Here is a 5,124-nt window from a genome sequence, read left to right on the forward strand (position 1 = left end):
AGAATGTCGGAGGCTTCAAGCTAGCGGGTTGGGTAAGATCTTTTGACAACAGATACTACAGAAAGGCTAGAGTTGTGGATAGGGTCACATACCTAGGACCATATCATCTTGACGAATTCAAGTTCGTAGCTCAGCACGCTAGGAGGATGGTGAAGATACCTGTAACCGGACCCTATACGCTTGCCGACTGGTCCTACAACGAATACTACCAGAGCAAAGAGGATCTTGTGTTCGATCTAGCCAAGAGCGTCATCAGACCCCTACTTATTGACCTAGCCTCAGCCGGGGCAAAGGTGATTCAAATAGATGAACCAGCAGCAACCACACATCCAAAGGAGACCAGAATGTTTGTGGAGGCGTTTAATGAGGCAGTAGCTGGTGTCGAGGCTAAGATAACTGTGCACATCTGCTACAGCGGAAACCAGTACCGATCACTCTTCCCAGACGCATTGGACATGAAGTGCAGCCAATTCACGCTGGAGTTTGCTAACAGAGACACAACCAGACTAGGCTTAGATAAGGAGAGTAGAGTGGGATACCAAGCCCTAAACCTCTTTAAAGAATACGGAGATAAAAGGGAAATTGGGGTTGGTGTGGTTGATGTTCACGTTGATAGCATCGAGCCACCAGATCTTATCAGAGACCGCATACTCTACGCAGCGAAGGTGCTCGAAGACCCAAAGAGGGTCTATGTGAACCCGGATTGCGGGCTAAGAACCCGAAGCAGAGCAGTGGCCTTCGCTAAGCTAAGAAACCTCTGCCTAGGGAGTGAACTAGCAAGGAGCACCAACTTCTGATGAGTTAATAGCAGCCAAGAAGGCGCTTCACCGCTAACAAACGTTTAATAATGTGTGAAAAGAGGGTGTGTGGTAGGCGGGTGAGTGGGGGCACCTCCACCCGTTCCGCCTAATAAACCCCGGGTTAGGAGGTGGTGGTGTGAAGAATAGAAATAGGTTTGTTGCAGAGGCTTCCTTATTCGCTGCGCTCTATGCGGTTGGTGTTCTGCTGCTTGCTCCGATGAGCTTTGGTGTACTTCAGGTTAGGGTCGCTGATGCGCTGATCCCCCTATCTATACTGCTCGGCTGGCCTGTGGTCGTGGGTGTAACTTTGGGCAATCTTGTGGCAAACGCTTTGGGTAGCCCATTCGGTATAGTGGATATTTTAGGCGGCACCGCAGCCAACTTCGTCGCCTCCTACGTAGCTATGAAGATCGCAGAAACACACTTCAGAGGGTCTTGGCTTCTAGGTTGCGCATCTGCCAACGTTATTGTTAGCGTGATCGTAGGCGGGTATATTACGTGGCTCGCTCAGATACCTTTAGATTCCCCCTTGTGGGAGATTCCTATCGTAAGTGTCTTGATAGGGTCTACCGTTTCAATAAACATCGTTGGCTACCTCGTGCTGAAAGCGCTGAAGATCCGGATGGTAAAGTAAGATGGGTGTGATAGCAATAGTGGGCTCTCCGGGCACAGGTAAGAAGACGGTTGCACGCGCCCTAGCTTCGAGGATGCGGTTAGAGTATTTAGATGTAAATGATGTAGCCATAGCGAAGGGTGCTGCAGTGGGTAGAGAAGAAGGCGAATACATAATCTCAACAAGTAGACTACGTAAGATCCTTCTCCCAATGATCGAGGGGAAGCGTCTAATCCTAAGCGGACACCTCCTACCATCGGTTCTAAAGCGAGATGAGGTGGAGTTGGCGATACTCCTCAGGTGTGCACCAGAGGTCTTAGAGGCGAGGCTGGCTGCAAGAGGATATAGTGAGGCTAAGATTAGGGAGAATGTTGCTGCTGAGGTGCTGGGTGTTGTAGCAGCTGAGGCGATTAAAGCGTTTGGTGTTGATAAGGTTAGCGAGCACGATACCACAAATAGGAGCGTAGAGGAAACAGTTGACGAGATCATAAATGTAATTCAAGGGAGAGATCCTTTAAATCGACCTAAGATTGATTGGCTCCCTGGAGTTGCTGAGAAAGGTCTGCTCAAAAAGTATTTTCCTTAATCACTTCAAGGCTATCTTTATCGTTAAACCATCGACTTCAGACTCAGACCAACTGTATCTTGGATCAGCTTCTTTGACAAACTCTGCTTCCCTCACCCTAACCAAATAGGCTAGTCTATCGAGTAAAGGTGTGAGCGCAGAGACCCACTCTTCACTGAGCCCACAGATCTTCGCTGAAGTAAGGATTTGTGTTGGGTTGTAGCCCATCTCCTTCCTAAGTGCCTGTATCCTACGGGCTATGTCTCTAAGCATGCCTTCAGCCATCAGATCCTTATCCCTCTCTACGGTTAGGAAGAGCATCACCTCATTGTCGGAGGCGTAGGTGTATCCTTGTTGAGGCTTTGCGTCTATAACCACCATCTCTTTGTCAACCACATACTTAGCTCCCCCCACTTCAACTTCAACATATCCCTTAGATCTGATCTCATTAACAACTTTCGTCTGGTTGCTTGTAAGCGCTTGAGCGATTAAAGGTGCTCTTTCTCTGAACTTCTTCCCAATCATATCCATTTTAGGCTTAACCTCATATACGAGAGGCGCAGCGGAGGTGTCCTCTCTTACCTCGATCTCCTTGACATTTATCATCTCTAGAAGCGTGCTCATATGCTTCCTCACAGCCCTTACCGGCGTGTCCTTAGCGAAGATCAACGCCTTCTTAAGAGGCCATCGCCTCTTTATCCTCGCAGCCATCCTTGCGCTGTTAGCTAGGGAAACGACTTCTCTTAGAGCCTCGTATTCCTCCTCAAGTAGAGTATCTACATACTCCTCCTGCACCTTAGGCCACTCTTCGAGTAATATCGATTCACGTTGACCGAGCTTCGTCTTCAGATAGAGGTATTCGGTGGTGTAGGGGCAGACCGGGTGTAGAAGTATATCTAGCGAGGTTAGCGCCTCTTTGAGCACAGCGTAGACAGCAAACCGAGCGTGTAGCGTCTCTGGATTATCATCCCAAATTATCGTTCTAGTCATAGGTATGTAGGTCTGGCTAAGATCATCGATGAGAAACTCCTCTATGGCTCTTAGCCCCTCGTGGTAGCGCCCACGCTCGAACGCTTCAGTAACCGACTTCTTGAGCCTCTGGAGCCTAGATAGTAGCCAAAGGTCGGTTGGCTTCAGCAGCCCCTTTGATCTAGCCCACTCGACGCTATATGCTGCTGGGTCGTAGTTGTCGTAGCTGCTGTTTTGATGGTAGTAGATGTGGATGTGGTAGAGTGTGCTAATAACTTGATAAGGTCTTCTTCTGAGCTCATCTGGGGAGAAGTTTATGCTGTCGATAGGCGAAGCCTTCCACATAAGGTAGAAGCGCAGCGCATCCACAGGATAGCTTCTTAACGCATCAATAGCCTCCACAATATTCCCTAGGCTTTTGCTCATCTTGTTCCCCTTCTCATCTAGAACGTGTCCTTGGAATAGGAAGGCTTTGTAAGGCGCTTCAGCAGCACCCTTCAGGATCACGTTTTCAATCAAGAGCGTGTATGCCCAGCCTCTGGTCTGATCTATCCCCTCTGACAAAAAAGCTACTGGGACGAGCTCATAGTATTCATCTCCAAGCGAAGCGTAGGGTGCAGCGCCACTATTATGCCAAGTATCTAAGACAAAAGGCTCACGCAGCGCCCTACCCCCACATTTTGGACACCGCATAACTATCCGATCTATCCAAGGCCTGTGTAGCTCGAAGTCCACTCCATCTGGTAGCTCAAGGGCGTTCTCTATGATAGCCTTCCTACTGAAATATCCTTGCTTATGCCCACAGCCCGTACAGACCCAGATCGGTAGAGGCGTACCCCAAACCCTCTCTCTAGATATACACCAAGGCACCCTCTCCTTTATTATCTCAAGGAACCTGTTTCTAGGAGGCTCGTAAAAGTACTCAACTTTAGAGGCTGCTTCGTACGCTAGATCACCTATCTTATCCACCCAATAAAAGTACTCTCTCCTAGCAAGCCAGACTATTTTATGGTGCGAGCGCCAGCAGAGAGGATATGGGTGTCTAATCGTTCCAAGTTTAAGCAGCGCCCCCCTTTCACGAAGCAAATCGCAGACCTTAGCGTCGGCGTCTCTAACAAACATTCCAGCAAAGACACCAGCCTCTGCGGTGAACCTCACTTGATCATCTATCGGGTTGAAGATAGGCAGCCCCCTCTTGACCGCTGTCTCAAAATCCTCTTGACCGTTAGCAGGGGACATGTGCACTATGCCAGACCCGGTTGTTACATCCACAAACTCTTCAGCCACCACAACGTGTGCCTTCGGGTTCTGGTCCAGATCAGCTTGACCCGGTATGAGGTCTTGTAGTGGGTGTATGTAGCGCAGCCCCTCGAGCTCAGCCCCCTTCTTCACAGCCTCTACGTGGTACTCTTCAACACCGAGCTCCTTCATCAACCCCTCCAGCCTCTCTTTACCCGCTATCCACCTCTCACCACCAACCCTAACAAAGCAGTAATCAGCATTAGGCTTAACACCGACCATCACATCTGTAACAACCGTGAAGGGCATCGTGGTCCAAAGGATGATATAGGCATCAAACTCACGCACCTTGACCTTATAATAGAGCGAAGGGTCAGTAACCATTTCGTAGCTCTGGCTGACCTCAGCGTGACTGAGAGATGTTTGGCAGCCTGGGCAGTATGCGACCACTCTGAATCCTTCGCCTAGCAGCCCACGCTTATATGCTTCCTCGAGGTAGCGCCACTCCCTCTCAATATACTCATCTTTATATGTCCAGTAAGCAGCCTCATAATCAAAAGAGAGTCCAAGGAGCCTATCCGCTTCACGCCACTTCTCATAATAGTGGTGAATCAACTTCTTACACGCCTCAACTAACTTCTCTTCTCCGACCGCTTTGAGGTTCTCGACCTTGCTGCCCGTTAATCCGAGCTCCTTTTCAGCTTGCAGCTCGACTGGCAGACCTTGTGTGTCCCAACCAGCTCTGAAGACGACATCAAAGCCTCTGAGCGTCATAAACCTGAACCACAGATCCTTTATGACCCTACCCCTAACGTGGCCTATGTGAGGTTCGCCATTTAATGTAGGAGGACCTTCAACAAATCCAAGCCTAGGTCTGCCTCTTTTAGATGCCTTAACTAACTCAAGTAACTTTATCTGCTCCCATCTTCTCCTCACAC

Annotated in this window: 4 protein-coding genes; 3 read left to right on the forward strand and 1 reads right to left on the reverse strand. The window is 49.2% G+C overall.

The features are described 5' to 3' along the window. The 3 genes from HA494_01375 to HA494_01385 all read left to right on the forward strand — a co-directional run. The coding region (locus tag HA494_01375) for a hypothetical protein (GenBank protein ID NHV96430.1) at nucleotides 1-797 on the forward strand (797 nt) is incomplete at its 5' end. Nucleotides 798-936: 139 nt separating this feature from the next. Continuing rightward, nucleotides 937-1,434, forward strand: a complete 498-nt coding sequence (locus HA494_01380; protein NHV96431.1) for a QueT transporter family protein — start codon at nucleotides 937-939, stop codon at nucleotides 1,432-1,434. Between the two features lies 1 nt (nucleotide 1,435). Beyond that, entirely contained in the window at nucleotides 1,436-1,999 is a 564-nt protein-coding gene (locus HA494_01385) for an AAA family ATPase (protein NHV96432.1), read from the forward strand. Here the strand turns inward: HA494_01385 and HA494_01390 are convergent, their stop codons facing one another. Further along, nucleotides 2,000-5,122 carry an isoleucine--tRNA ligase gene (locus HA494_01390; protein ID NHV96433.1) on the reverse strand — a complete coding sequence of 1,041 codons (3,123 nt, stop codon included), beginning with the start codon at nucleotides 5,120-5,122 and terminating at the stop codon, nucleotides 2,000-2,002. Nucleotides 5,123-5,124 lie beyond the last annotated feature (2 nt).

The sequence above is a fragment of the Nitrososphaerota archaeon genome (assembly GCA_011605775.1).
Classification (GTDB): domain Archaea; phylum Thermoproteota; class Nitrososphaeria; order Nitrososphaerales; family JAAOZN01; genus JAAOZN01.

Coding starts and splice junctions, on each gene's coding strand:
- HA494_01385 (NHV96432.1), top strand. CDS start 1,436: ATGGGTGTGATAGCAATAGTGGGCTCTCCGGGCACAGGTAAGAAGACG.